This window comes from Pseudomonas sp. BP11-1-1, from assembly GCF_052112105.1.
Classification (GTDB): domain Bacteria; phylum Pseudomonadota; class Gammaproteobacteria; order Pseudomonadales; family Pseudomonadaceae; genus Aquipseudomonas; species Aquipseudomonas alvandae.
Map to the genome: position 1 here is coordinate 112450 of NZ_JAUTYU010000009.1, position 25169 is coordinate 137618.

Here is a 25169-nt window from a genome sequence, read left to right on the forward strand (position 1 = left end):
GTTGCCTTCATCGCGAGCAAGCTCGCTCCCACAGGGGATTTGTGTTGCCCTAGAACCCTGTGGGAGCGAGCTTGCTCGCGATGGGGCCCTCACAGCCAACCATTCAAACCGGCGGCAACCGCCAATCGATCGGCTTCTCGCCCTGCTGCTGGAGAAACTTGTTGGTCCGGCTGAAATGCCCGCAACCGATGAAACCTCGGTGGGCCGACAGCGGTGACGGATGGACCGAGGTCAACACCAAATGCTTGGTCGCATCGATCAGCTTCTGCTTGCTCTGGGCATGGGCGCCCCACAGCAGGAACACCAAGTGCGGCTGGTGTTCGCTGACGACTTCAATGATCCTGTCGGTAAAGTGCTGCCAACCTTTTTTGGCGTGGGCGTTGGCATTGGCGCGCTCCACGGTCAGGGTCGTGTTGAGCAGTAACACACCCTGGTCGGCCCAGCTTTGCAGGTAGCCGTGATTCGGAATGTCGATGTTCAGATCGCGCTTCAATTCCTTATAGATGTTCACCAGCGACGGCGGAGTCGGCACGCCCGGCTGCACCGAGAAACACAAGCCATGGGCCTGGCCTGGACCGTGGTAAGGGTCCTGGCCGAGAATCACCACCTTGACCTTATCCAGCGGCGTGGAATTGAGGGCGTTGAAAATCAACGATGCCGGTGGGTAAATCTCCTTGCCGGCGGCGTATTCCCGACGCAGGAATTCGCGCAACTCTGCCATGTAGGGCTGGTCGAACTCGGCACGCAGTGCCTGCTTCCAGCTCGGTTCGAGTTTGATACGGTCGTCAGCAGTCATGGTTGCATCCGGTAAAAACAATGGGCGCACCCTAGGAAAGCCTACAGGGCTTGTCAATTGATCTGACGCAGAACCGGCACTTTCCTACGTAGCGGTCATACTGAACATTCAAATTTCTGATCGAGGTCACGATGAATCTGCACTTCGAAGAACTTACGGGTATCAATGGTGCGCGGCTCGGCATCGCCACCCTGGATGCGGAAAAATCCCTGAATGCCCTGACGCTGCCGATGATCAATGCCCTGCAGGATCGCCTGGATGCCTGGGCCAGGGAGCCGCAGGTCGTCTGTGTCCTGCTGCGCGGCAACGGCGCCAAGGCGTTCTGTGCCGGTGGTGAAGTGCGCAGCCTGGTGGAGGCTTGCCGGGCTCATCCCGGTGAGGTGCCACCGCTGGCCGCGCAATTCTTCGCGGCGGAGTACCGCCTGGATTTCAACCTGCACACCTACCCCAAACCGCTGCTGTGCTGGGGCCACGGCTATGTGCTGGGCGGCGGCATGGGTTTGCTGCAAGGCGTAAGCACGCGGATCGTCACGCCGAGCAGTCGCCTGGCAATGCCGGAGATCAGCATCGGCCTGTATCCGGATGTCGGCGCCAGTTGGTTCCTGTCGCGCCTGCCGGGCAAGCTCGGGCTGTTCCTCGGCCTGACCGGCGCCCACATGAATGCCCGCGACGCCATCGACCTTGGCCTGGCCGACCGTTTCCTGCTCGATGGTCAACAGGACGATTTGATCGAGGGCCTGCTGCAGCTTAACTGGCAGGAGCAGACCGAGATGCAGCTCAACAGCCTGCTCAAGGCCTTGCAGCAAGAAGCCCTCCCCCAACTGCCCGAAGCCCAATGGCTGCCCCGCCGGGAGAAGATCGACGAATGGCTGGATGTCAGCGATGTGCGCTGCGCCTGGAAAGCCCTGAGCTTGCTGGTGAACCATCCCAATCCGCTGATCGCCCGGGCAGCCAAGACCATGGCCGAAGGCTCACCGCTGACGGCGCACCTGGTCTGGGAGCAAATCGCCCGAGCGCGGCATTTGTCCTTGGCCGGTGTGTTCCGCATGGAATACACCCTGAGCCTCAACTGCTGCCGCCATCCGGAGTTCAGCGAAGGCGTGCGGGCACGGTTGATCGACAAGGACCACAAGCCTCGTTGGCACTGGCCGGACATCAATCATGTGCCCGAAGCGGCAGTGGAGGCGCATTTCCACAAGGTGTGGGAGGGGCGGCATCCGTTGGCGGATTTGTCCAATGAATAGCCGAGCTAGAAGATTCCTGTGGGAGCGAGCTTGCTCGCGATAGAGGCATGCCAGACACATCGATGTTGGCTGACCCGACGCCATCGCGAGCAAGCTCGCTCCCACAGGGCGGGTTTATGCCAGGCACAAAAAAGCGGCGCTCAATGCGCCGCTTTTTTGTTGCCCTGGGATCAACGGTGGTTGCCCCGTCCATCGCGACCACCATGTCCGCGAGCACGATCGCCGTGTCCCCAATGATCTCGCCCGCCTCGACCGCCCCGGTCGTCGTTCCAACCACCCCGGTCACGGCCACCCCAGCCGCCACGATCCGGATAAGACCGGTATGCACGCGGCGGCGAGTAATAGCGTGGGCCTTGCTGGTAGTAACGCGGTGCCGAGTAATAGCGTGGCGCCGGTTGGTAATACCGCGGTGCGTAATAGCCACGCGGTGCCGAATAATATCCTCCGCTGTAATAGGCCGGCCCTGGCGAGGTGTAGACCTCTGAACGGTAATAGCTCGAGTCTCCGTCGTAGTAAGGCACGCATGCCGAAAGAGTCAGACCAAGAAATGCAATGAGGAGCAGTCGTCGATACATGGCGGCCTCCTGGACCGCGAATGGGCCGCATCAGCGACGCTGATGGGCGGCAGTCAACGTTGTGTGACTGACGAATATTCAGACAGCAAAATCGGAATCTGGTGCGACATGGCAACAACTGGAAACATGTCACTCGTCGCCCTCTTCCGGTGCGCCATGGCACCACAAGCAAGCACGAATCTGCCCTCAATCATCCCTCTCCGACGCTCGCCCGCTCTGGTATGGGCCTTTGCCTGAATTGGCACGGCTCTCGCTTTAACAATCCCCGTGCAGGAGTCATCACAGGTTCGCGGCACCACAATTTGCAATGGCTGACTAGGGTTCCGGCTCGCCTCTGGCGAGTGGCTGGTCCGAGAGTTGGCGACCTCCAGTTGAGGTTACACGGCGGGACAAAAGCCCGGGAGACAAGCCACCGTTCGCGGTGCCGCGTTGCTCCTGTCCGCCCTTGATCAACTGGAGAACCACCATGTTCAAGCTTCGTCTGTCCGCCCTGCTCCTCGCCGCGCTCTCGGCCCTCATGAGCTTCTCGTCCGCCGCCGCGCAAAAAGATCACTTCAGCGTGTGCTGGACCATTTACGCCGGCTGGATGCCCTGGGAATACGCCGGCAGCCAAGGCATCGTCGACAAATGGGCGAAAAAATACGGCATCACCATCGATGTCGTGCAGCTCAACGATTACGTCGAATCCATCAACCAGTACACCGCCGGTCAGTTCGACGGCTGCACCATGACCAACATGGACGCCCTGACCATTCCCGCCGCCGGTGGCGTGGACAGCACAGCGCTGATCGTCAGTGATTTCTCCAACGGCAACGACGGCATCGTCCTCAAGGGCGACGGCAAGAAAGTCGCCGACCTCAAGGGCATGGACGTCAATCTCGTGGAGCTGTCGGTGTCTCATTACCTGCTGGCCCGCGCGCTGGATTCGGTCGGCCTCGCCGAGAAAGACCTGAAAGTCGTCAACACCTCCGATGCCGACATTTCCGCCGCCTTCAACACCGACCAGGTCAAGGCCGTCACCACCTGGAACCCAATGCTCTCGGACATCAAGGCGCAACCAGGCGTGAGCGAAGTGTTCAACTCCAGCCAGGTGCCTGGCGAGATCATGGACATGATGGTGGTCAACACCCAGACCCTCCAGGACAACCCAGCCCTGGGCAAGGCCTTGACCGGCGCCTGGTTCGAAGTGGTGGCGCTGATGAACGCCAGGAACGCCGCCGCCAATGCCGCGCTGGAACACATGGCCAAGGCCTCGGGTACCGACCTCAAGGGTTTCCAGGCGCAACTGGACACCACCAAGCTATTCGCCACGCCCCAGGAAGCGCTGGGCTTCGCCACCAGCGATCAACTGCCCGCCACCATGGGCAAGGTGGCCGATTTCTCGTTCAAGCACGGCTTGCTGGGCGAAGGCGCCAAGGACACGAACGCGGTCGGCATGGCATTCGCCAATGGCGTGACCCGCGGCGACAAGGCCAACCTCAAGCTGCGCTTCGACCCCACCTACGTACAGCTGGCCGCCGACGCCAAGCTGTAGACCGGAGGACCTGGCATGCGCCTGATCAACCGCTACCCGGATCGCCCCAGCCGCTTGCTGCTGGTCATCCTGCCATTCGCGCTGGTGCTGTTCGCCTATTTCATGGGCTCGGCCGAACGACTGACAGAAAACCCCAACGACAAGCTGCTGCCCAGTGCCGGGCAGATGATCGATGCAGTGAAACGCCTGGCCTTCACCGCCGATGCCCGCAGTGGCGACTACCTGCTCTGGCAAGACACCGCGTCGAGCCTACGCCGGTTGGCCATTGGCCTGGGCATCAGCGCCCTGGCCGGGCTGTGCCTGGGCATCGCCGCCGGCACGCTACCGCTGTTCGGCGCGCCGTTGTCGCCGTTGCTTACCGTGGTCTCGATGGTGCCGCCCCTGGCGATCCTGCCGATCCTGTTCATCGTCTTCGGCTTGGGGGAACTGTCGAAAGTGATGCTCATCGTGATCGGCATCACGCCGTGCCTGGCGCGGGATCTGGAACAGCGCGCCCGGGAGATCCCGTCCGAACTGCTGATCAAGGCCCAGACCCTCGGCGCCTCGACCTGGACGCTGATGCTGCGCGTGGTGCTGCCGCAACTGCTGCCACGCTTGCTGATCTCGCTGAGATTGATGCTGGGTTCGGCCTGGCTGTTCCTGATTGCCGCCGAAGCCATCGCCTCCACCGATGGGCTCGGGTATCGGATTTTCCTCGTGCGTCGTTACCTGGCGATGGACGTGATCCTGCCGTACGTGGTGTGGATCACGCTGCTCGCCTGGCTGATGGACTGGGGGCTCAAGCGCCTGACCCTTCGAGCGTTCCCTTGGTACGAGGGGGCGAGAGCATGAGCTTCATCAAGGTAAACAACGTCTGGCAGCAATACGACGATCAGGTCGTGCTGGAACGCTTGAACCTGAACGTCGCCGAGGGTGAGTTCTGCACACTGGTGGGCGCGTCGGGTTGCGGCAAGTCGACCTTCTTGCGCTTGTTGCTCGGCCAGGAGCGCACCAGTCGCGGACAAATCCTGCTGGATGGCGAACCCTTGGCCGGCGAACCAGACGCCAGCCGGGGCGTGGTGTTCCAGCGCTACTCGGTGTTCCCACACCTCACGGTGCTGGACAACGTCGCCCTGGGCCTGGAGTTGCCGCGTTCACCGTTGCTGGGCCGTCTGTTCGGCAGTGCCAAGCGCCAGGCTCGCGAAGAGGCTGCGCAATTGTTGGACAAGGTCGGCCTGGGCCACGCGTTGGACAAATACCCGGCGCAGCTTTCCGGCGGCATGCAGCAGCGATTGGCGATTGCCCAGGCGCTGATCATGAAGCCCCGAGTCCTGCTGCTGGATGAGCCCTTCGGCGCCCTCGACCCGGGTATCCGCAAAGACATGCATGCCTTGTTGCTGGCGCTGTGGCGCGAGACCCAACTGACGGTGTTCATGGTCACCCATGACCTGTCCGAAGGCTTCAGCCTCGGCACGCGCCTGCTGGTGTTCGACAAGGTGCGCGTCGATCCCCACGCACCTGGCGCCTACGGTGCACGCATCACCTACGACATTCCATTGAACAGCGACCGCCGCACCGCCCGTGCCGCCGTCGACGCCCTGCCCGCCGAATTGGCCGGCACGTTGCGTATCGCTTGAAAGGAGTTTTTCCATGACCGATTCGATCCAGCTGTTCCCCCCCTTCGCCGAAGAACTGCTGCCCGGTGGCGGCCATCGCTCGTTCGTGCTCAAGCGCGGCCAACTGCTGCGCCTGACCGATCTGCGCGGTGGCGCCAACGTGAGCCTGACACTGCTCAACGCCAACGAAAAAACCGAACGCCTGAACCTGCCCGACAGCCTCAAATGCCAACACACCGCCAAGCTCACCGCCGGCCATTGCCTGTATTCGGACATGGGGCGAGTGCTGGCGGCGATCACCGCTGACACCTGTGGTTGGAGCGACAGTTTTGGCGGTGTGCTCTGCGCCGAAGAGGTCGCTGAGAAATACGGTCAGGGTCGTTATCAGGAGCTGCGCAACGGCTTCTTTCGCAACGGCACCGACAACCTGCTGGTGGAGCTGGGCAAATGGGGGTTGGGCCTGTCCGACCTGCTGATGACCCTCAACTTGTTCAGCCGGGTCGACGTCGACGCGGCCGGCCATTTTCACTTCGTGGAGGGCAATTCCAAAGCTGGCGATTACATCGAGCTGTACGCGCCGATGGACACCTTGGTAGTGCTGACCGCGCTACAACACCCGATGGACCCGAACCCGCAATACGCCCCGCAACCGCTCAAGCTCAGTTGGATGAACGCCACCCCCAGCGTCGCCGAACACTGCCGCCAATCGCGCCCGGAAAACCAGCGCGGCTTCATCAACACCGACCGCCTGTTCGCCTGAGGATCGTCGCCATGTCACTCGCCATCGCCACTGCACACAAACAACCCGAGACCGCCATCTACCGCGCCACGATTCCTGCCGGCGAACCTTGGCTGACCGAAGTCAAGGCCGGCCAGACCTTGCGCATCCTCGACCTGGAGGGCAACCAGGCGGTCGATACGCTGTTCTACAGCCTGGCCAACCCCAGGGAACGCTATGACGTGCAGCGCACCTTGCGCCGGCAGAACAGCGTCTACCTGGGCACCGGGAGCGTGCTGTATTCCAACCTCGGCCGGCCGATGCTGACCATCGTCGAAGACACCTGCGGGCGTCACGACACCCTCGGCGGCGCCTGCGCCCAGGAAAGCAACACCGTGCGCTACGCCCTGGAAAAACGCCACATGCACAGCTGCCGCGACAACTACCTGCGGGCCTGCGCCCACGACGGTCGGCTGGGCAAGGGCGACATCGGGCCGAACATCAACTTCTTCATGAACGTGCCGGTCACCGCCGATGGCGGCCTGACGTTCGAAGACGGGATCTCGGCGCCGGGCAAATACGTCGACCTGCGGGCCGAGATGGACGTGATCGTCTTGATCTCCAACTGCCCGCAGTTGAATAACCCGTGCAACGCCTACAACCCCACGCCAGCGGAGCTTCTGATATGGAACTGAAATTCGTGCGCCTGCGCCGCTGGTTGTTCGCGTTGTGCCAGAGCCGGTCGGGGCAGTGCATCAAATAACACTGACACCAACAACCTCATGTGGGAGCGGGCTTGCTCGCGAAGGCGGTCCGACAGTGACATTGATGTTGACTGACACAGCGCTTTCGCGAGCAAGCCCGCTCCCACAGGGTCTAGCGGTGTTCTGAAGGTTGATTATTTCGCTATCGGGGACGACCCCGTTGGCCATCGAAAACTGCGGGACGGCCCGCATCCCAGTTCAGGCAGCACGTATGCCTGAGGGGGCAATGCCATGTTCGAAAAAATCCTCATCGCCAACCGTGGCGCCATCGCCTGCCGCATCCTGCGGACGTTGCGCGAATTGAATGTCCAGGGCGTCGCGGTGTACTCCCAAGCCGACGCTGCCAGCCTGCACATCCTCCAGGCCGACGAAGCCCACTGCCTGGGCGAAGGCGCGGCGGCCGGTACGTACCTGGCGGTGGATAAGCTGCTGGCGATCGCCAAGAGCAGCGGCGCGACGGCGATTCATCCCGGCTACGGCTTCCTCTCGGAAAACGCCGCTTTCGCCGAAGCCTGCGAGGCCGCGAATATTGCCTTCATCGGGCCGACACCGGAGCAACTGCGCGTGTTCGGTCTCAAGCACACCGCACGAGACCTCGCCCGCCAGCACGGCGTGCCGCTGCTTGAAGGCACTGAGTTGCTCGACAGCCTCGACGTCGCGCTGCTGGCCGGAACGCAGGTCGGTTATCCGGTCATGCTCAAAAGCACGGCGGGCGGCGGCGGAATCGGCATGCGCGTGTGCCGTAGCGCCGCCGAGTTGAGCGAATCCTTCGAAGCGGTCAAACGCCTCGGGCAGAACAACTTCAGCGACGCCGGCGTGTTCATCGAGAAGTACATCGAACGGGCTCGTCACCTGGAGGTGCAAGTTTTCGGCGACGGCCAGGGCCAAGTGATCGCCCTGGGCGTGCGCGATTGCTCGGTGCAACGGCGCAACCAGAAAGTCCTTGAGGAAACCCCGGCACCCAACCTGCCCGAAGGCATGGCCGAGGAACTCTGCGCGGCGGCGATCAAACTGGCCCGGGCGGTGAACTACCGCAGCGCGGGCACCGTGGAGTTCGTCTACGACAGTGACGCCGGGCGCTTCTACTTCCTGGAGGTGAACACGCGGCTGCAAGTTGAGCATGGCGTCACCGAGCAGGTCTGGGACGTCGACCTGGTGCGCTGGATGGTGCAATTGGCCGCCGGTGAGCTGCCGCCACTGAGCGAACTGAGCCTGGGTTTGAAAGCCTGCGGCCACGCGATCCAGGCGCGCCTGTATGCCGAGGATCCGGGTCGGGATTTCCAGCCAAGCCCAGGGCTGCTCACGGCGGTGGCGTTTCCTCAGGCCGACGGCAAGGCACTGCGCATCGACACGTGGGTCGAGGCAGGCTGTCAGATCCCGCCCTACTTCGATCCGATGATCGCCAAGGTGATTCGCTGGGCCCCGACCCGCGAGCAGGCGCGCAAGGGCCTGCATCAAGCGTTGGAAGACTGTCTGCTATACGGCGTCGAAACCAACCGCACCTACTTGCAGCAGATTCTCCTCTACGCGCCCTTCGCAACCGGCCAGCCCTGGACGCGTTGCCTGGAGACCCTGGCCTACCGCGCCAACACGTTCGAGGTGCTCAGCCCCGGCACCCAGACCAGCGTCCAGGATTACCCTGGCCGCCTCGGCTATTGGGCGGTGGGCGTACCGCCGTCGGGACCGATGGACAGCCGCTCGCTCCGCTTGGGCAATCGACTACTGGGCAATGACGAAGGTGCGGCGGCGCTGGAGATCACCATGAGCGGACCTTTGCTGCGCTTCAACTGCAACGCCCGGGTGACGGTGACCGGTGCGCAAATTGCCCTGGCCCTGGACGGCGAAGCGGTGCCGATGAACACCCCGTTGTCGATCACTGCCGGGTCAACACTGGCCCTGGGCACCATCAGCGGCGCCGGGGCGCGCAGCTATTTGTGCGTGCAAGGTGGCTTGCAAGTGCCGGACTACCTCGGCAGCAAAAGCACCTTCACCCTCGGCCAATTCGGTGGCCATGGCGGACGCGCGCTGTGCACCGGCGACGTGCTGCACCTGGCTGCGCTGGATGAGCGCGCCGTGTGGCCGATGGTGGACGAGCCGCCTCTGCTCTTGCCAGCCGTGCGGCAGATCCGCGTGATCTACGGCCCGCATGGCGCGCCGGAATATTTCACCGAACGCTACATCCAGACGTTTTTCGACACCTCATGGGAGGTGCATTTCAACTCCAGCCGAACCGGCGTGCGCCTGATCGGGCCGAAGCCGGAATGGGTCCGGGCCGACGGCGGCGAAGCAGGCCTGCACCCGTCCAACATCCATGACAATCCCTACGCCATCGGTGCCGTGGATTTCACCGGCGACATGCCCGTCATCCTCGGCCCCGACGGCCCCAGCCTGGGAGGCTTCGTCTGCCCGGTGACGGTGATCGAGGCGGACCTGTGGCAGTTGGGGCAGCTCAAGGCGGGGGACAAGGTGCGGTTTGTGCCGGTGGACTTGGAGACCGCGCGCGCACTGGCAATGGATTTCCCCTGTGGCGAGGGAGCTTGCTCCCGCTCGAGTGCGCAGCGCTCGCCGGACAACACGCTTACCGGTGAAAAGTCGGGGCCGCTGCGCGACCCAGCGGGAGCAAGCTCCCTCGCCACAGGTTTTGGGGATACACAAACATTGGTGTCACCCGTGGTGTTGGATATCGGCCAGGACGATACCCGCCTGGTCGCTCGCCTGGCTGGCGACACCCACCTGCTGCTGGAAATCGGCGCCCCCGAACTGGACCTGGTGCTGCGTTTCCGCGCCCACGCCTTGATGCAGGCCCTGGAACAAAAGCACCTGCACGGTGTGATCGACCTGACGCCGGGCATTCGCTCGCTGCAAGTGCACTACCAGCCCGAGCAACTGCCGCTGGCCGATTTGTTGGCTATCGTCGCCGGTGAGTGGGATGCCGTGTGCGCCGCGCAAGACCTGCAAGTGCCTTCGCGCATCGTCCACCTGCCGCTGTCCTGGGACGACCCGGCCTGCCAATTGGCCATCGAAAAATACATGACCACCGTGCGCAAGGACGCCCCTTGGTGCCCAAGCAATCTGGAGTTTATCCGGCGCATCAACGACCTGCCCAACCTCGACGAAGTGCAACGCACGGTATTCGACGCGAGCTATCTGGTGATGGGCCTGGGGGACGTCTACCTCGGGGCGCCAGTCGCCACGCCGCTCGACCCACGGCATCGGCTGGTGACCACCAAATACAACCCGGCCCGGACCTGGACCGCGGAAAACTCGGTGGGCATCGGCGGCGCCTATATGTGCGTGTACGGCATGGAAGGTCCGGGCGGCTATCAGTTCGTCGGGCGCACGTTGCAGATGTGGAATCGTTATCGGGATGTTGCCGCGTTTGACGGCAAGCCTTGGCTGCTGCGGTTCTTCGACCAGATCCGCTTCTATCCGGTCAGCGCCGATGAACTGTTGCGCATCCGGCGGGATTTCCCCTTGGGCCGCTTCGACCTGAACATCGAATACAGCCAGCTCAACCTCGCCGACTATCAGGGTTTCCTGGCCCGGGAAGCGGACAGCATCGCCGCGTTTCGTCAGCAGCAACAACAAGCCTTCAAGGCCGAGCGCGAGCGTTGGATCGCCAGCGGCCAGGCGCATTTCGACAGCGAGGAACCGACACCCGCGCCGAGCGAAGAGACGTTGCTGGGCGAGGACCAATTGAGCGTCGACAGCCACATCGCCGGCAATCTCTGGCAAGTCCAGATAGAAGTGGGCACGCGGGTCGCCGCCGGTGACGTGTTGGTGATCCTGGAGTCCATGAAGATGGAGATCCCGGTGCTTGCGCCGATGGCCGGCGTGGTTCGCGAGGTGCGCGTCCAACCCGGTTCGGCGGTGCGCGCCGGACAGCGTGTCGTGGTGCTGGAACGTGACTGAACTCAATCAAGGGATTAATGCGATGAACCTCTCTCTGCGTCTGGACAACCTGCGCGACGCCTACCGCAACGGCAATATCACACCGCGCAAACTGCTGCTTGCCCTGCGGGAAAAAGCCGCTGCGCTCAACCCGGACTATCACCTGTTCATCCACCTGCTGTCGCCCGAGGAGCTGGAACCCTTCCTGACAGCATTGGAAGGCGCCGACCCGGAAAGCCTGCCGCTGTATGGCGTGCCGTTTGCGATCAAGGACAACATTGACCTGGCCGGCATTCCCACCACCGCCGCCTGCCCGGCGTTTGCCTACGTGCCAAAACGTTCGGCGACGGTGGTCGAGCAGTTGCTGGCGCTGGGGGCTGTTCCCCTGGGCAAGACCAACCTCGATCAATTCGCCACCGGGCTCAACGGCACCCGCACCCCCTACGGTGCCTGTCGCAACAGCGTGCTGGCGGATTATCCGTCGGGTGGCTCGAGTGCCGGCTCGCCGCTGGCGGTGGCCCTGGGTCTGACAAGTTTTGCCTTGGGCACCGACACCGCAGGCTCCGGTCGGGTGCCTGCGGCGTTGAACAATCTGGTCGGACTGAAAGCCACCAAAGGTTTGATTTCCACCGCAGGCGTAGTGCCGGCCTGCCGAACGCTGGATTGCGTGACCACGTTCACCGCGACGGCGAGGGAAGCCAGCCAGCTATTGGCACTGACTGCGCACCTCGACCCGCGCGACGAATACAGCCGCCGCAACCCGCAATGGAACGACGGCTCGGCGTTCGGCGCGCCACGACGCTTTCGCTTCGGCGTGCCCCGTTGGCAAGACCTCGATTTTTTCGGCTGTGACGAAGGCCCACGGTTGTTCCGCGAAGCCATCGAGCGCCTCGAACGCCTGGGCGGCGAAGCCGTCGAGCTGGACATGTCGCCCTTCCTCGAAGCCGCACGCTTGCTCTACGAGGGGCCCTGGGTCGCCGAACGCTACAGCATCGCCGGCGAATTGATCGAGCGCGAACCCGACGCGGTGTTGCCGGTGATCCGCGCCGTCTTGGCGAAAGCGCCTACGGTGACGGGTGTCGAAACCTTCCGCGCCCAGTACCGCCTGCAAGCGCTCAAGGCCCGATGCGACCGTGCGATGGAAGCCCTCGATTGCGTGCTCACCCCGACCATCGGGCGCCCGGTGACGCTCGCCGAACTCGCTGCCGAACCGCTGCTGCGCAACGCGGAGCTGGGTTACTACACCAACTTCATGAACCTGCTGGACTACGCCGCCGTGGCCGTGCCCAGCGCTTTCATGGCCAATGGTCTGCCTTGGGGCGTCACGCTGTTCGGCCGGGCTTTCACCGATCAATACCTGCTGGGCGTGGCTGACGCCTTGCAACGCCAGCAACTGCCTGGCCTGCCAACACCCGCCCATCCGGCGCGCCATGATCGGGCTCGATTGGTGGTGTGCGGCGCGCATCTGGATGGGTTGGCACTGAACGGGCAACTCAAGCAGCGTGGCGCGCATCTGATCGAGACGACCCTCAGCTCGCCGGATTACCGCCTCTATGCCCTGGCCGGCGGCCCACCATTGCGTCCCGGCATGCTTCGCGTCGGCGAGGGTGGCGTGGCGATTGAAGTGGAAGTCTGGGAACTGCCGAGCAGTGAATTGGGCTCGTTCCTGACTGGTATTCCCGCGCCGCTTGGGCTGGGCAAGGTGCAACTGGCCGACGGCCGCTGGGAAAGCGGGTTCATTTGCGAGCCGTATGGCCTGGACGGCGCGCAGGACATCAGTCACCTGGGAGGTTGGCGAACTTACCTGCGCAGTCAGAAATAGCGGTGAACCTGTGGTGGGAGAGCACACTCGCTCACCACAGCGTCCACAAACTGCAAATCCAGATACCTTTTTCCGCAAGGCCACTAAACTGATTCCATTGGGTCACTTCAAGGGAATCGCCATGTCGCTTCGCTCGCCGTTGTATTCCCCTCGCTCACCATTGCTGCTGTTGACCATTTTGCTCTGTGCCGGCTTCCTGGTGACTTCATTGCTGGGCTATTACGCCGCCAACACCTCGCTGCGGGACAATGCCCTCAAGGCGTTTTACCTCAATCTGCTGATCGGCGTGCTGGTGACAGCGGCCGCCCTCGTGGTGCTCTATCGGTTGATTGCCAGCTACCAGCGCCGGATCGACGCCCAAGCCATTCTCGACGGCCTGACCGAACTGCCGAATCGCCGGGGTTTCGACCTGCTGGCGGTGCAAGCCCTGCACGAAGCCCAGCGCGAGCCCAAGCCCTTGAGCGCCCTGTTGCTGGAGGTGGACAACTTCAAGCAACTGGACACCACCCATGGCCACATCGCCAGCGATCAATTGTTGACCGGCCTCGCCCGTGACCTGACCGATAACCTGCGACATTCGGACATTATCTGCCGCTGGAGCACCGATGCTTTCGCCCTGCTGCTCAAGGACACCGACGGCCAGAACGGTCTGAAGATCGCCGAGAAGATTCGCCAGCGCATCGAGCAGCAGCGCTATTTTTGCAGCGGAAAACAATTGCGAGTCACCATCAGCATCGGCGTCACCACCCTGCAGGATCAAGACACCTTGCACAGCCTGCTGTCCCGGGCCGATCATGCGCTGCAGCGCGCCCGACAGACCGGGAGCAATCGAACCTGCGTGGAAATGCCTCACTCCAGCTATGAATAAACTTGACCTCTGTCCGGCCTGCGGTGCCGTCAATGACTGCGCCCTCGCCGACCCGGAAACCGCCGATCGCGCCTGCTGGTGCTACGGCGTGAGCATCGACCCGGCGGTGCTCCAGGCATTGCCGGCCGAGCTGCGCGACAAATCCTGCCTGTGCCCACGGTGCGCCCGCGTGGATGACCAACTGCGCGCCAAGCCCCGACCGATCGCGTAAGATGCCGGCCCTCCGCCTCCTAGCCCGTACTGCCCATGCGCGTTGACCGCTTCCTCAGCAATCTGCCGCGTTTCAACCGCCAACAGGTCCGCCTCTTGTTAGTGGAGCGTCGCGTACGGATCGACGGCCAGACCGTGATCGATCCACAGGCACACGTGCGTGAATTCAGCCGCGTCGAGGTGGATGACGAAGTGCTCCAAGCAGGGCGACCGGCGCGGTATTTCATGCTGCACAAGCCGCCCGGCTGCGTCAGCGCCACACGCGATCCGCAGCACCGTACCGTGCTCGACTTGCTCGACGAACCAGACAAGGATGACCTGCACATCGCCGGTCGCCTGGATTTCAACACCACCGGGCTGATGCTGATCACCAATGACGGCAGTTGGTCGCGGCGCCTGACCCAACCGCAGACCAAGCTGCCGAAGGTCTACTACGTCGAGACCGAGCAAACCATCACCGCCGAGTACGCCGTCACCTTCGCCCAAGGCCTGTACTTCGCGTTCGAGGACCTCACCACCCAACCGGCGGAACTAACGCTGCTAGGGCCAACGTCCGCACGGTTGAGCATCGTTGAAGGGCGCTATCACCAAGTCAAGCGCATGTTCGGTCACTTCAACAATAAAGTGCTGCGCCTGCATCGCGAACGGATGGGCCCGCTGGTACTGGACGCCCATCTGGAGCCCGGGAGATATCGCGCCCTGGGCCCGGAAGAAATCTGCCTGGTCTGAGGGAAATGACCGCTGGGCAGAAGTGTCGAACAATTTCCAATGAGCACTTGCGCAACCGCCGGCCCCCTGCTTGAATCAAACCGTCGGCCGAAATGTGACCGACGAGTCACACCATACCTCTAAGAAACTTTTTGCCGGCTGGAGCCCTCAGGTTCCGCCTCATGCGTCGGCAAACTGCCCGCCATAACAACACCCGTCGACCGGCTGTCATGGATCGACATGGGCCTTATCTTCCAGGCGAATGCCTACCTGTCACATTGCCCGTGCAATCTCATTGCGCGCATACCCGCTTGCCAGGAGTCTTATGACATGAGGCCAGAAATCGCTGTGCTGGATATACAGGGTCAGTATCGGGTTTACACGGAGTTCTATCGCGCAGACGCCGCGCAAAAGACCATTATCCTGGTCAACGGCTCGATGGCCACCACCGCGTCGTTTGCTCAGACCGCGAAAAACCTCTACCCGCAATTCAACGTTGTGTTGTACGACCAGCCCTACGCGGGCAAGTCCAAGGCCCACAACCGCCACGAGAAAATGCTCACGAAGGAAATCGAAGGTCAGATTCTCCTGGAATTGATCGACCACTTCGCCGCCGAGCATGTGCTGTCGTTTTCCTGGGGCGGCGCCGCCACGCTTAGCGCCCTGGCGCAGCGGCCACGGCGCATCGAAAAAGCCGTGATCAGTTCGTTCTCACCGGTGCTCAACGCGCCGATGCGCGACTACCTCGAACGCGGTGTGGATTACTTGAGCAGCCTGGACGGCGACCGTGTCGGCCACCTGGTCAACAACACGATCGGCAAGCACCTGCCGCCACTGTTCAAGCGCTTCAACTATCGCCACGTCAGCAGCCTGGCCGAGCACGAATACGGGCAGATGCACTTCCACATCAGCGACGTGCTCCACAGCGACCAGCAGTGCTACGTCAACGCCGCCAAGAAGGTCAACGTTCCGGTGCTGTTCCTGAACGGTGAATGGGACGAATACACCTCTGCCACCGACGCCAGGCTCTTTGCCGACCACGTCCAGCACAGCACCTTCACCACGCTGCAAGCCACCGGGCACTTCCTGGACATGGAACACAAAGCCGCCTGCCGCGACAGCCGCGACGCGTTGCTGGGCTTCCTCAAGCCGACCCGCCACGAAAGCCGACCGCGCTACAGCTATGTGCAGGACTACCATGCACTGGCTATCTGAAAAGTCATCGCGGGCGAGCCTCCGACAACGAGGCTTGCCCGCGAAGACCGCTCTGCTTTGAGGCTTGCGCAGACGGCAACCTCACCGTCCGGAAAGAAAAACTTCAAATCCAAGGCGACATCTGGTACAAAGTCAGCCGCTCTGAGCGGGTGTCGTATAATGGCATTACTCCAGCTTCCCAAGCTGATAACGAGGGTTCGATTCCCTTCACCCGCTCCAATCGAATTCAGGTCCTGCGTCGTGGTGGTTTTGACGGGGGATTAAAAAAACCGGCTCTTGGTGGCCGGTTTTTTTTGGTCTGCGATTTGTGGAATTTCAGCAAATATAGAAGGAAGCAAGGATGCACCTGATCGACTCATACCTGCCTGCGTACCAATTTCGGGAACTCCATGCCTTGGATGTTCCGACAGATCCGCCCAGCGCAATGGCGGCAATCCTGGCCCATCGCCCCGAAGACGTCCGATTGTTTCGGTACGCAATCAAGCTTCGCGAGTTGCCGATGCGACTGTTGGGCCATTCTCAATCCCACCGCGCCGGTCAATCCGCGTCATTCGGCCTGGATAACTTCACGCTGCTCCAGCGCAATGGCGACGCAGAGATTGCCTACGGGCTCGCCGGCAAGCTCTGGAAAGCCGACTACGGCCAAGTCTTCATCGCTGATGCCGAAGCGTTCGAGGCCTTCAACGAACCGGGCAATGTGAAGCTGGCGATAAACTTCACCTGCCAGTCCCTACAACCGGGTCTGACAAGAGTCACTACCCAGACACGGGTACAGTGCATCGATGCTGATGCATTGCGAAGTTTTACTGCCTATTGGTATTTGATTCGTCCGGTCAGTGGCCTCATCCGTCGGAGCATGCTGAAGGCGATTGCGAGACGTTGCGCGGCAGGAGCTTTGAAGAGCACGTCAGGGGACCACACCGACGATTTGATTTAGCGAGAATCAAACATGCTTCAACGCAAAAGCGATAACTGCAAACATGGTCAGGGCAAACGCAGCACCGATGCTGAACGGCAGCAACGTAACCCGGATTTTAGTCGGGGCCGGGCGCCTCATTTCTTCGGCTAGCGCTTCCACCTCTTGATGTAATTGCTCGATGCTCGCTTGATAATTACGAGGTGCGGGCACGTTTCTTTCTCCTACGAGGCTGCGGCTCGAGTTGAGCCCTTGGACTACTTTGAGCAATGTGAGTGGCGTGCTTCTAAAGCCACTATTTCCTATCTGCTCGGTTACGGATAGTGGGTGATTTCCGCGTGGTTTGTAGGCAAAACCAGCAAGTTGCGTACGACAGACAACGGCCTCAGTCCCCAGCCAAATGCCCCAACGGCAACGGTCCCGGCGCCTTCACCGTGTTAATTGCAAAATTGCTGCGAATATCACTCACTCCTGGCAGCTTCAGCAGCTTGCCTGTGACGAACCGGTCATAGGCCCGCAGGTCGGGCACCACCACCTGCAGCAGGAAGTCTGACTCGCCCGACACTAGGAACGCCGAGATCACCTCGGGCAGTGCGGTCACTGCTTGACGAAACGCCTCGGCTCTTTCGTCGGTGTGCCGTTCGACCTTGATGCCGACAAAGATCGTCATACCAAGGCCTACTTCATCGCGGTCCAGGATGGCTTGATAGCCGCGAATCACTCCCGCTTCTTCGAGCATCCGCACACGGCGCAGGCACGGTGACGGCGACAAGCCGATTTCTTCGGCCAGTTGCACATTGCTCAACCGCCCGTCCCGTTGCAGTGCCGTCAGGATTTTGCGGTCGTAACCGTCAAGTTTCATAATTTGGCATTTTCAATTTATATGACTGAACCACTTGGCAGGTTATGCCAATTTCTAAAGCTTTAGAAGCTGAGTACGCAACCACCTGCCCTGCCCTTCGGCCATAGACTGACACCTTCAATTCACTGATTGCGGGGGTGTGCGATGACAGAGCTCTGGCTGTTTTTCATGGCGTTGACGGTGGCGTACCTGTTGCCCGGGCCGGACATGATTCTCGTGCTGCAAACCGGCGCCCGTCAGGGCCGGGCCGCGGCGCTAGCGACGGCGGTAGGATTGGGGATTGCCCGGGCATGCCATGTCGCGTTGGCAGCGATGGGCCTCTCGGTATTGTTCAAGACGGCACCCTGGACCTTCGATGTGGTGCGCCTGGCCGGGGCTGCTTACCTGGCTTGGATCGGGTTTCAATGTTTGCGGACGACGTTGTTGCCCAGCTTCGAAGGAGACGCACCTGCGATCGGAAAGCGACAATGGCACCAGGCGATCCAGCGCGGCCTGCTGACGAACCTGCTCAACCCCAAGGCCTTGCTGTTTTGCTCGGTGTTGCTGCCGCAGTTCATCCATCCACAGGACGGGCCGGTGCTGGAGCAATTCGCAATCTTGGGTATGGTGCTGGTCGGCGTTGGCCTGCTGTTCGATTCCGCCTATGCATTGGTGGGTGTCGCACTCGGACGCTGGCTTCGACGCTCGCCTTCGGCCCAGCGCGCGCAACAATGGTTGTTTGGGAGTTTGCTGATTGGTTTTGCGGTGCGGCTGACGTTTGTGCAGCAGTCGTAGGTCCTGTGGATAAAGGAGTCCTACTGGGAAAACGGCTCAAAACCGGGGCTGCTTCGCAGCCCAGCGGGAGCAAGCTCCCTCGCCACGTCTATATCAGCCCCTCATCTCACATCCCTAAATAAAGCCAACCCCGCCCTATCCCGCTCTGGCCCGACGCCGCTTCTAGACTTCAAGCGAAGCGCCCACCAGTCCCAACCGTCGCTCACGGTGGTTATGGTGTTGATCATTCCTCATCAGTAGGTATAGTAACCACCAATAACACCACAGGGAGGTGTTGTGAATAGCCGATTCTTGATAAGCCAAATTGTTGCGGATGGTTGGTACCTGGTGCGTATCCGAGGCAGTCACCATCACTTCAAGCACCCGACCAAACCGGGGCTGGTCACGGTTCCTCATCCCAAGAAGGACCTGCTCAAGAAGACGGCCATCAGTATCTTGCAACAGGCCCTTCTCCAGACAGCCAGTTGCCCCGTTTTTCCGGAGGACGATTGAATGCTTTACCCGATTGCGATTTCCATGGGCGATGACAAGCACGCCTGGGGTGTTGAGGTGCCGGATATTCCCGGTTGTTTTTCCGCAGGTGACGACCTGGATGAGGCCATGGCGATGGCGCGTGAGGCGATCGAGGGGCATTTCGAGATTCTGGCTGAAGACGGCTCACCGATTCCATCGGCCAATACCGTTACCCTGCATGCAGCCAATCCACAATATGCCGGCTGCACTTGGGCGCTGGTGGATATTGATGTGACCAAATACCTGGGCAAGGCGCAGAAACTCAACATCACGTTGCCCGGCTACCTGCTCAACCGGATTGATGAATATGTGTTGAATCATCCTGAAGAGAAGAGCCGCTCCGGCTTCCTGGCATCGGCAGCGCTGAAGGTGCTGCAACAAGGGCGATGAGCAACCGCTGACAAAATACAAACCTGTGGGAGCGAGCTTGCTCGCGATAGCGGCTAATCAGTCGACAGCGAGGCTGCTGATCTGACGCCATCGCGAGCAAGCTCGGTCCCACAGGTTTGGTCCTTATTTGCTCTCCGGCTTGGACTCCTGCATCTGCACCGAAGATTTGGTGCCGTCGGTGTTGTCCTTGGTCTCGTTACCCGAGTTGTCAAAACAGCCGTGCAGGGCGAACAGGCAGCAGGCGAGGCAAAAAGTGCGGGCGAAATTCATGATGGACTCCGATGCTGGGGGCTTTAAGGAGTGACCTGCGAGCGTGGCAATGGTTGCGACTGTCATCGTGCCGGACGATGAACGTCGACGAACGTTTGCGGTTGAAATGTAAGTAGAATTTTCACCGACTCGTTGCTGTCACACCAGACAGGTGCATCCCATAAGGAAACACGGCAATGACGTTCGCAAAAATCGCGCAAAAACTGTCCCTCTGGGCGGGGAGCCCCAAGACATTCCTGGGGGCCATCGTGTTGTTGGCGCTCTGGGCTGCCAGCGGACCTTTCTTCGGTTTCAACGACACCTGGCAATTGATCATCAACACCTCGACAACCATCATCACCTTCCTGATGGTGTTCCTGATCCAGAACACCCAGAACCGCGATACGGATATCTTGCATTTGAAAATCGATGAATTGCTGCGGGCGTCCAAGGACGCGCAGAACGCAATGCTCGGTCTCGAATCGCTGGACCTCAAGCAACTTGAAGCGCTGCGCAAGCAATATCAGGACATGGGCAAAGACGAAGCCAAGAGCCTTGACGGTATTGAGCAGAAGAACAAGATCGACTTGAACCAGTGCTGATGCAGAGGCGCGAGTGGTCCATGCCACTCGCGCATTTTTTGCGCATCAGGGCAACGGGTTGCCTCCCGTCACGCCAAACACTTCCCCGGTGATATAACTCGACTCTTGCGATGCAAGCAGCACATAAAGCGGCGCGCATTCCGCAGGCTGTCCGGGACGTTTCATCGGAACCTGGGAGCCAAACGTAGGAATCTTTTCCCGTGGTTGTCCCCCGCTGGGTTGCAGCACGGTCCAGATCGGCCCCGGCGCAACTGCATTGACACGGATGCCCTTGCTGATGACTTGCCCGGCCAACGCCTTGGTGAACGCCACGATCGCCGCCTTGGTGGTGGCGTAGTCCAGCAGCGTCGCGGACGGATCGTAGGATTGGATCGACGCCGTATTAATGATGGTCGCACCGGCCGGCATCAGTGGCACCGCAGTCTTGCAGATCCAGAACATCGCATAGATGTTGGTTTTCATGGTGTCGTCGAACTGCGCGGTGGTGATATCGGCGATGTCTTTTTGCGCCTCCTGCTTACCGGCGACATTGACCAGGATATCCAGGCCGTCGAGTTGCTGTTGCGCCATCTTGACCATTTGCGCACAGAACGCTTCATCCTTGAGGTCGCCAGGGATGGCGATGGCCTTGCGGCCCTCAGCCTTGATCAGTTCGATGACTTGCTGGGCGTCGCGCTCTTCGCTGGGCAGGTAATTGATCGCGACATCGGCGCCTTCCCGGGCGTAGGCGATGGCGGCGGCGCGACCGATCCCGGAGTCACCGCCGGTGATCAGTGCCTTGCGCCCTTCCAGGCGGCCGAAGCCTTGATAGGATTTTTCGCCATGATCGGGTTGCGGCAGCATGTCCTGGTCGATGCCCGGCGGGGACTGCGGCTGGTCCGGAAATTCCGGACGCGGGTATTGGGTCAGCGGATTCTGCATCGCGTATTGGTTGGGTTCTCGGCGTGTAGACATCGAGGTTCTCCTTTCTTGCGGGCAAAACGAGCCGGGACGTTGGCGCCCCGGTCCTGGACATAAGTCGGTGCAGTGGATCAGCGGCTGGCCTGCAACGCCCTGGCCATCTCGAGATGGGTTTGCAGCTTGGGCAGCGTTTCATCAGCGAACGCCTTGATCTCCGGCACGTCGGTGGTCTGGGCCTGCTGCTGGATCTGCTCGATGGCTTCTTCAGTGGCCTTGACCTGGCTGGCGGCATAAGCCGCTTCGAACGACTCGCCCTCGGCCACCTGCGGCATCAGGGTCTTGGCCTTGTCCGCCACCTCTTCCCGTGGCGCGACAGGCAAGTCGAGCTTCTTGGCGATTTTCGCCAAATGTTGGTTGGCGGTGGTGCGGTCGTTGATCACCATGATGGTATAGTCCTTGACCTCCCGTGACTCCGCTTTCGAATGCGCCTCACGGCTGGCCTCGATGTCGGCCATGCCTTTGGCGGATGCATCGTTGATGAATTCGACAGGTGACTGGGCCCAGGCACTGTTGGCACCCAGGCCCATCAGCACGACAACACTGGTGGTGCGTAAAAAGGTGGCCATCCGGCTCATGGTCGCGCCCTCCTCTGAAATAAAGTCGCGACGCAATTTCCGTCGCAGAAATCAGAACCACCGTTGGGTATTCAGCGAGACGTGCGACCCGGCTTGCGGCCAATCTCGGCCTTCAGCGGGCTTTTATCGACGCTCGCGATGGTGGTTCTCCCACTTTTGCGACCTGCTTCGGACACCTTCGTTCGATCGTGGACGACGTTTCCCGGATAAATGTTGCTAGATCCGCGCATGGCCCGGCCCTCCGTATTGCAAGAAATGACGGGCACGCATGCCCCGTATTTCATTGGAAATGGCCCAAGTCTCAAGGTTTGAAAAACACACGAATGCCACGACGAACGGTGGCGCGGACTCAGATGCCGAAGGCTCGGTGGTTGTGACGCTTGGCGGCGTACATCGCCTCGTCGGCGTGGCGGAACAGGGTGATGTCTTCGGTGCCATGGTCGGGAAAGCAGGCCACGCCGATGCTCGGTTCGATACTCAGGCAGTGGCCATCCAGCCGCAGCGGCTCAGCCAATGCACGGCGGATTTTTGCCTGCACCCGCTCGGCGTCTGTGACGTTCTGGATGCTGTGCAACAAGACGACAAATTCATCACCGCCGATGCGCGCGACGGTGTCGGTTTCGCGAATGCAGCCCCTGAGCCGACTCGCCACCGCTTGCAACAACATGTCGCCAACGCCGTGGCCATAGGTGTCGTTGACCTGCTTGAAACGATCCAGGTCGATATACAGCAAGGCCATCCGCCCCGACGCGGCACGGGCCGTGGCCAGCGCAGCCTTGAACCGCTCGCGCAGCAGCTCGCGATTGGGCACCTGGGTCAGTTGGTCGTACTGCGCCATGTGCTGCAACCGGGCGTGCAATTGCTGGCGCTCGATGGCGAGGGTGATCTGCGCACAGACGTATTGCAGCAATTCCTTGTCTTGTTCGGTGTAGCGTTCGCTGTCCGGGGCACTCTTGACGATCAAGGCACCGATCGTACCGTTCTGCGAATTCAGCGGCACGCCCAGCCAACAAGGCGATTGCGGCGTCGACACTAGGTCATGGAACTCCGCGGGCAAGGCACTGCAACCGGGGGTGAGCAGGATCGGCTGACCACTGCGGATGACTTCGGCGCACAAGCGTCCGATCATCGTACCGGGCAATTCGGGTTGTCGCTCTCGATCGTCGACGTGATACGCAAAGTCGATCTGCTCGCATTGCTCGTCATACAGCGCCACCGAAAAATTCAGCGCCGGTAGCCACTCGCCGATGATCAGGTGGACGCGCTTGAGCAAGGCCAGCAGGTCGGCGGCGGCATGGGCTGCCTCGGAGATCGCATACAACGCCGCCTGACGGGACTCCGCCTGCTTGCGCTCGGTGATGTCACGCGCCACCGCGATGCGCAGTTGGTCAGCCTCCGACCAGCGGGCCGACCACAGGATATGCACCACGCCACCGTCCTTGCGCAGGTAGCGGTTCTCGAAATTGAGCTTAGGCTCGCCCTCCATGATTTCCCGCGCAGCGTCGAGGGTCCGCTGGCGGTCGGCGGGATGCACCAGGTCGATCATTCGCCGGCCGATCAGCTCCTGTGGCGTGTAGCCCAGAATGCGCTCGCACGCCGCACTGACGAACACGAAACAGCCTTGGGCGTCGACGGCACATACGGCGTCCAGCAACAAATCGAGGTAACTGGCCAGCGGCGCGGGATTTCGAGTATCCATGACGCGGTAAGCCATCCGGGTGATACAGCCATGGGAGAACCGGGCATCCGTCAATCCGCGCCGCCCTGCAGACATGCGCAACCACGTATACCCACATTACCGATGAGGATAGCGCAGGCAATGGGACCGCCCTTGGAAAATTGACATCATTTTGCCAACACGCGATGGACAAGACCGAAGCGAAATCCATATTCAATGGGTTGACCACGCGCGCAGGGTAGCAAACGCAGCAAATTCACGGGTCGAAACCCTACTCCCACGCCGCAAATGGATTTCCCGTCCATCTCCCTAGGCAAGGTCCTACGTAGAACTCTCCGATCACTCTCAAATACACCGGAAACAGCCGATTCAAAGCCCTGCCCAGCAGTCTGTAAAGTCTCGACATACACACAAAGTGAAACACCCACGGACAGCAACGCATCACCAAGGAATGTACTCGAACCATGAACCAGACTGCGCTACCACCCCATCGCTTCAGCAACTATCGCAAGGTGATTTCCCTGGCGGACCAGGACTGGCAGAACGCCGACACCGGAAAAGCCGCCGGATTGAATGTGCACATCGAGAGCCCCAATGTGCTGGTCGACCAGCATGGTCGGACCTTCCACCACTTCTGTACGACATCCTACCTGGGCCTGGATTATCACCCCGCCTTGCTGGATGGAGCCATGACGGCGCTATGGGAAGCCGGAACCCTGCGCGTTGCCAACTCGAAAAATCGCTGCAAGCTGGAAATCCTCGACCAATACGAAAGCCAACTGTCGGAGTTGTTCGGCGCCAGTTGCCTCAGTGCATTGTCTTGCAGCGCAGCGAGCTCGGGAATACTGCCGTTGCTGGCCAGCGGTGCCTTGACCGGCAATCGACCACCGGTCATGGTCTTCGACAAGCAGGCCCATTACTCGATGAACCATATCAAGGCCGCCTGTGCGGATGAAACCCAGGTCATCACCTGCCCACACAACGACATGGACTTCCTCGAAGACGTGTGCAAACGCCACGCTAACGTGACCTACGTGGCGGACAGCGCCTACAGCATGGGCGGCATGGCGGACCTGGATAGCCTGATGTGTCTCAAGCAGCGCCATGGCCTGTTCCTTTATCTGGACGATTCCCATGCGTTGTCCGCCGTGGGGCCCTCCGGCATTGGCCTGGTGCGATCGCGAATCCAGGCGGTGGACGAACGCACCCTGATTGTCGCCTCGCTGGCCAAATCATTCGGTGCCAGCGGTGGACTGGCCATGTTTGGCAGTGAACGGCACAAGACCCTGGTGCAACGTTACGGCGGCCCAAGCAATTGGTCGCAAAGCCTGAATTCGGCCGCTATCGGCGCAGGCATGGCCTCGATCCGCTTGCACCGCAGTCCCGAATTCAGTTCGTTGCAGGAGCGTTTGCAAGCTAATATCCGGCTGTTCGACAGCCTTATCCGCACCGAACAGTACGCCAGCCCCATGGCGATTCGCCTGGTGCACTGCGGCGAGGCGGTCCTGGCCACGCGTCTCGCGGTTGAACTCGCCGAACTGGGGTATTTCACCTCAGCGGTCTTTTTCCCCGTGGTGCCACAAGACAAAGCCGCGATCCGGATCACCCTGCGTGCCGACATGACGCCTGAGGTGATCCGTTCGTTCTGCGAGCAGGTCATTGACCTGCTGTTGGCCCACGGGCGCGACACTCGCCCTTGAATCGAGCCCT

Annotated in this window: 25 protein-coding genes, 1 tRNA gene, 1 pseudogene and 1 riboswitch; of the genes and pseudogenes, 19 read left to right on the plus strand and 8 right to left on the minus strand. The window is 61.1% G+C overall.

Annotated elements, in window-relative coordinates; genetic code table 11:
- Positions 1 to 103: 103 nt before the first annotated feature.
- Positions 104 to 796, minus strand: a complete 693-nt coding sequence (ung, locus tag Q7C33_RS18520) for a uracil-DNA glycosylase (RefSeq protein WP_109755900.1) — start codon at positions 794 to 796, stop codon at positions 104 to 106.
- Positions 797 to 927: 131 nt separating this feature from the next.
- Here ung and Q7C33_RS18525 point away from each other — a divergent pair, with 131 nt between their 5' ends.
- Positions 928 to 2040: an enoyl-CoA hydratase/isomerase family protein gene (locus Q7C33_RS18525; RefSeq protein ID WP_407683911.1), complete on the plus strand. Its 1113-nt coding sequence runs from the start codon at positions 928 to 930 to the stop codon at positions 2038 to 2040.
- Positions 2041 to 2210: 170 nt separating this feature from the next.
- Here Q7C33_RS18525 and Q7C33_RS18530 read toward each other — a convergent pair whose 3' ends face one another.
- A complete protein-coding gene (locus Q7C33_RS18530; protein ID WP_198797128.1) occupies positions 2211 to 2615 on the minus strand; it encodes a hypothetical protein in 405 nt (134 codons plus the stop codon).
- Between the two features lie 304 nt (positions 2616 to 2919).
- A riboswitch (guanidine-I (ykkC/yxkD leader) is annotated at positions 2920 to 3021 on the plus strand.
- 60 nt (positions 3022 to 3081) lie between these two features.
- On the opposite strand from Q7C33_RS18530, the gene Q7C33_RS18535 reads away from it, so the two are divergent.
- From Q7C33_RS18535 to Q7C33_RS18595, 13 genes and pseudogenes are all read left to right on the plus strand, one after another.
- Entirely contained in the window at positions 3082 to 4149 is a 1068-nt protein-coding gene (locus Q7C33_RS18535; protein ID WP_407683912.1) for a putative urea ABC transporter substrate-binding protein, read from the plus strand.
- Positions 4150 to 4164: 15 nt separating this feature from the next.
- Positions 4165 to 4980: an ABC transporter permease gene (locus Q7C33_RS18540; protein WP_030138307.1), complete on the plus strand. Its 816-nt coding sequence runs from the start codon at positions 4165 to 4167 to the stop codon at positions 4978 to 4980.
- Positions 4977 to 5765, plus strand: coding sequence for an ABC transporter ATP-binding protein (locus Q7C33_RS18545; protein ID WP_407683913.1), 789 nt, complete (start codon positions 4977 to 4979; stop codon positions 5763 to 5765). Before Q7C33_RS18540 ends, Q7C33_RS18545 begins: the two co-directional genes overlap by 4 nt.
- A 13-nt stretch (positions 5766 to 5778) precedes the next feature.
- Complete coding sequence (locus Q7C33_RS18550; protein WP_217860144.1) at positions 5779 to 6504, plus strand: urea amidolyase associated protein UAAP1; 726 nt, start codon at positions 5779 to 5781, stop codon at positions 6502 to 6504.
- Positions 6505 to 6515: 11 nt separating this feature from the next.
- Entirely contained in the window at positions 6516 to 7157 is a 642-nt protein-coding gene (locus Q7C33_RS18555; protein ID WP_334598155.1) for an urea amidolyase associated protein UAAP2, read from the plus strand.
- 300 nt (positions 7158 to 7457) lie between these two features.
- Positions 7458 to 11138: an urea carboxylase gene (uca, locus tag Q7C33_RS18560; RefSeq protein ID WP_407683914.1), complete on the plus strand. Its 3681-nt coding sequence runs from the start codon at positions 7458 to 7460 to the stop codon at positions 11136 to 11138.
- 22 nt (positions 11139 to 11160) lie between these two features.
- Positions 11161 to 12939 (plus strand): allophanate hydrolase, encoded by a 1779-nt coding sequence (gene atzF, locus Q7C33_RS18565; protein ID WP_407683915.1) that lies wholly within the window; start codon positions 11161 to 11163, stop codon positions 12937 to 12939.
- A gap of 211 nt (positions 12940 to 13150) precedes the next feature.
- Positions 13151 to 13807, plus strand: a pseudogene (locus tag Q7C33_RS18570) (GGDEF domain-containing protein); the annotation flags it as partial.
- A complete protein-coding gene (locus Q7C33_RS18575; protein ID WP_030138313.1) occupies positions 13800 to 14018 on the plus strand; it encodes a cysteine-rich CWC family protein in 219 nt (72 codons plus the stop codon). The pseudogene Q7C33_RS18570 and the gene Q7C33_RS18575, both read left to right, overlap by 8 nt.
- Positions 14019 to 14053: 35 nt before the next feature.
- Positions 14054 to 14746 (plus strand): pseudouridine synthase, encoded by a 693-nt coding sequence (locus Q7C33_RS18580; RefSeq protein WP_407683916.1) that lies wholly within the window; start codon positions 14054 to 14056, stop codon positions 14744 to 14746.
- 309 nt (positions 14747 to 15055) lie between these two features.
- Positions 15056 to 15940, plus strand: a complete 885-nt coding sequence (locus tag Q7C33_RS18585; RefSeq protein ID WP_030138315.1) for an alpha/beta fold hydrolase — start codon at positions 15056 to 15058, stop codon at positions 15938 to 15940.
- A 145-nt stretch (positions 15941 to 16085) separates the two neighbouring features.
- Positions 16086 to 16159, plus strand: a tRNA-Gly gene (locus Q7C33_RS18590).
- 121 nt (positions 16160 to 16280) lie between these two features.
- Entirely contained in the window at positions 16281 to 16877 is a 597-nt protein-coding gene (locus Q7C33_RS18595) for a hypothetical protein (RefSeq protein WP_407683917.1), read from the plus strand.
- A gap of 6 nt (positions 16878 to 16883) precedes the next feature.
- On the opposite strand, the gene Q7C33_RS18600 is transcribed toward Q7C33_RS18595, so the two are convergent.
- Both Q7C33_RS18600 and Q7C33_RS18605 read right to left on the minus strand, forming a co-directional pair.
- Positions 16884 to 17069 (minus strand): hypothetical protein, encoded by a 186-nt coding sequence (locus tag Q7C33_RS18600; RefSeq protein WP_198797119.1) that lies wholly within the window; start codon positions 17067 to 17069, stop codon positions 16884 to 16886.
- Between the two features lie 172 nt (positions 17070 to 17241).
- Complete coding sequence (locus tag Q7C33_RS18605; RefSeq protein WP_030138472.1) at positions 17242 to 17718, minus strand: Lrp/AsnC family transcriptional regulator; 477 nt, start codon at positions 17716 to 17718, stop codon at positions 17242 to 17244.
- Positions 17719 to 17862: 144 nt separating this feature from the next.
- Here Q7C33_RS18605 and Q7C33_RS18610 point away from each other — a divergent pair, with 144 nt between their 5' ends.
- From Q7C33_RS18610 to Q7C33_RS18620, 3 genes are all read left to right on the plus strand, one after another.
- Complete coding sequence (locus Q7C33_RS18610) at positions 17863 to 18492, plus strand: LysE family translocator (RefSeq protein ID WP_217860153.1); 630 nt, start codon at positions 17863 to 17865, stop codon at positions 18490 to 18492.
- Between the two features lie 276 nt (positions 18493 to 18768).
- A complete protein-coding gene (locus tag Q7C33_RS18615; RefSeq protein WP_030138470.1) occupies positions 18769 to 18984 on the plus strand; it encodes a type II toxin-antitoxin system HicA family toxin in 216 nt (71 codons plus the stop codon).
- On the plus strand, positions 18985 to 19395 hold the full coding sequence (locus Q7C33_RS18620; protein ID WP_323154539.1) for a type II toxin-antitoxin system HicB family antitoxin: 411 nt from the start codon (positions 18985 to 18987) through the stop codon (positions 19393 to 19395).
- A 123-nt stretch (positions 19396 to 19518) separates the two neighbouring features.
- Here Q7C33_RS18620 and Q7C33_RS18625 read toward each other — a convergent pair whose 3' ends face one another.
- Positions 19519 to 19665 carry a hypothetical protein gene (locus Q7C33_RS18625; RefSeq protein WP_217860155.1) on the minus strand — a complete coding sequence of 49 codons (147 nt, stop codon included), beginning with the start codon at positions 19663 to 19665 and terminating at the stop codon, positions 19519 to 19521.
- A 176-nt stretch (positions 19666 to 19841) separates the two neighbouring features.
- Between Q7C33_RS18625 and Q7C33_RS18630 the strand changes: the two genes are divergently transcribed.
- A complete protein-coding gene (locus Q7C33_RS18630) occupies positions 19842 to 20246 on the plus strand; it encodes a low affinity iron permease family protein (RefSeq protein ID WP_030138468.1) in 405 nt (134 codons plus the stop codon).
- A 45-nt stretch (positions 20247 to 20291) separates the two neighbouring features.
- On the opposite strand, the gene Q7C33_RS18635 is transcribed toward Q7C33_RS18630, so the two are convergent.
- The 3 genes from Q7C33_RS18635 to Q7C33_RS18645 form a co-directional block, all read right to left on the minus strand.
- Positions 20292 to 21200 carry an SDR family oxidoreductase gene (locus tag Q7C33_RS18635; protein ID WP_030138467.1) on the minus strand — a complete coding sequence of 303 codons (909 nt, stop codon included), beginning with the start codon at positions 21198 to 21200 and terminating at the stop codon, positions 20292 to 20294.
- Between the two features lie 77 nt (positions 21201 to 21277).
- Positions 21278 to 21781, minus strand: a complete 504-nt coding sequence (locus Q7C33_RS18640) for a DUF4142 domain-containing protein (RefSeq protein ID WP_198797114.1) — start codon at positions 21779 to 21781, stop codon at positions 21278 to 21280.
- A 349-nt stretch (positions 21782 to 22130) separates the two neighbouring features.
- On the minus strand, positions 22131 to 23480 hold the full coding sequence (locus Q7C33_RS18645; RefSeq protein ID WP_198797113.1) for a sensor domain-containing protein: 1350 nt from the start codon (positions 23478 to 23480) through the stop codon (positions 22131 to 22133).
- Between the two features lie 443 nt (positions 23481 to 23923).
- Between Q7C33_RS18645 and Q7C33_RS18650 the strand changes: the two genes are divergently transcribed.
- Positions 23924 to 25159, plus strand: a complete 1236-nt coding sequence (locus Q7C33_RS18650) for an aminotransferase class I/II-fold pyridoxal phosphate-dependent enzyme (protein WP_217860157.1) — start codon at positions 23924 to 23926, stop codon at positions 25157 to 25159.
- The last annotated feature ends 10 nt before the right edge of the window (positions 25160 to 25169 follow it).